2 protein-coding genes and 1 pseudogene are annotated in these 2137 nt (G+C 70.5%); all 3 read left to right on the plus strand.

Annotated features, from left to right (window positions below):
• Positions 1–262, plus strand: a pseudogene (locus tag AC27IQ_RS23020) (hypothetical protein); the annotation flags it as partial.
• A 33-nt stretch (positions 263–295) separates the two neighbouring features.
• A complete protein-coding gene (locus AC27IQ_RS23025) occupies positions 296–832 on the plus strand; it encodes a hypothetical protein (protein ID WP_487090930.1) in 537 nt (178 codons plus the stop codon).
• A partial coding sequence (gene ligA / locus AC27IQ_RS23030) for an NAD-dependent DNA ligase LigA (protein ID WP_487090931.1) occupies positions 825–2137 on the plus strand: 1313 nt, incomplete at its 3' end. The genes AC27IQ_RS23025 and ligA, both read left to right, overlap by 8 nt.

Below are 2137 nucleotides of genomic sequence, written 5' to 3' on the forward strand. Positions count from 1 at the left end.
TGCCCGCACCGAATCCCATGTGCTGAGCCACCTCAGCAACCGCCACCTGGACGCGCTGGAAGAAGAAACCATCTTCATCCTGCGCGAGGTGGCCGCCGCCCTGGGCGAGGCCATGGACGGCGCGCTGTGCGACCAGAACGGCACGCCGCTGCCCGCCATGACCATGGACCCCATCGCCGCCGACCTGGAGCTGCTGTACGACAAGCTCGACAGCCGCGAGCTGTCGGCCGGCTCGCTGCTGGCGCGCCGCCTGTTCAGCTGAGTGGCCGGTCATCCCGGGCCGAAAGGACACCCCATGCGCTGGTGGCACGTGCTGTTTCCCCCGGTGGTGGAAACACCCCAGGGGCTGTTTCGCCCCTCGAACGCCGTCCTGGACCGGTGGTTGCCAGCCATCGGGTGCCTGGTGGTCGCGGGTGTTGCGCTGTGGCAGTACCGGACGATCGGCCGGTTCAACTACTTTGGGCTGGTCTACCTGGGGTTGTTCATCGCCCCCGCCATCGCTGGTTGGCGTGCCCGGCGCCAATTCGGCCGCATGGGCAAGCCCCTGGTGCGCATCGACGGTTCGGAAGTCTTCCTGAGCCTGCCCCAGAACGTGCGGCCCGGCCACGTGCAGGTGCCGCTGGCAGACGTCCGGGCCATCGTGGTCAAGGGCACGCCGGGCCAGCGCAGCTACGTGTTCGAGCGCCACGCGGGCGAGCCCATCGAGGTGCGCCCCGGGTTCGGTCGGATCGATGCGCGGGTCGTGGATTTCCTGCAGCGCGCCATGCCCGCTGCCATTCCTGTGAACGTGCAGGAGCCTCCTACTTTTCTGGGTTCCATCCGTGGTGACTGATTCCAAACCTTCCGCAGCCGGCGCGCTGCCCCTGCAACCCGCCGAGGCCATCGACGCGCTGCGCGCCCAGCTCAACCGCTGGGCCCACCAGTACTACGTGCTCGACGAGCCCACGGTGCCCGATGCCGAGTACGACCGCGTGTTCCGTGAACTGCAGGCGATGGAAGAGGCCCACCCGGACCTCGTCACCCCCGACTCGCCCACCCAGCGCGTGATCGGCGCGGTGATGGAGGGCCTGTCGCCCGTGCGCCACCGCGTGGCCATGCTCAGCATCCGCACCGAGACCGACACCGAAGCCAGCGGCGCCCGCACCTTCGATGCCCGCGTGCGGCGCGAGCTGAAGCTGGCCGAAGGCGATGCGCCCGTCGAATACGTGGCCGAGCCCAAATTCGACGGCCTGGCCATGAGCCTGCGCTACGAAAACGGCCGCCTGGTGCAGGCCGCCACGCGCGGCGACGGCGAGGTCGGCGAGGACGTGACGCACAACGTGCGCGCCATCCGCCAGATTCCCTTGACGCTGCCCACGGGCGGCAAGAACGGCGCCCCCGCGGTGCTGGAGGTGCGCGGCGAGGTCTACATGCGCCGCGCCGATTTCGACCAGCTCAACGAACGCCAGCGCGAGGCCGGCGGCAAGACCTTCGTCAACCCGCGCAACGCGGCGGCGGGGGCGGTGCGGCAGCTCGATTCGGGCATCTCGGCGCAGCGGCCCCTGAGCTTTTTCGCCTATGGCCTGGGCGACGTCACGCCGGCTGGCGAGGGCGGGCCCGACTTCGGCACGCACTACGACATGCTGCAGGCGCTGAAAGGCTGGGGTTTTCCGGTGGCGGCGCAGGTGCGCGTGGCGCACGGCGCTCAGGAGCTGATCGCCTTCCACCAGGAGATCGGCGCCTCGCGCGACCGCCTGCCCTACGACATCGACGGCGTGGTCTACAAGGTCAACCGCCTGGACCTGCAGCGCCAGCTGGGCTTCGTCACGCGCGAGCCGCGCTGGGCCGTGGCGCACAAGTACCCGGCGCAGGAAATGGTCACCCGCATGGACGGCATCGACGTGCAGGTGGGCCGCACCGGCAAGCTCACGCCCGTGGCGCGGCTGGCGCCGGTGTTCGTGGGCGGGGTGACCGTCACCAACGCCACGCTGCACAACCTGTTCGAGCTGCGCCGCAAGAAGGCCCGGGTGGGCGATCAGGTGATCGTGCGGCGCGCGGGCGACGTGATTCCCGAGGTCGTGGCCGTGGTTCCGCCGGCGCTGGGCGCGGCCATGCCGGCGCCCGAGCCCGTCCGTGAAGACGCCGCCGCCGCGGCGGC

This window comes from Acidovorax sp. KPB24-07 (assembly GCF_057543315.1).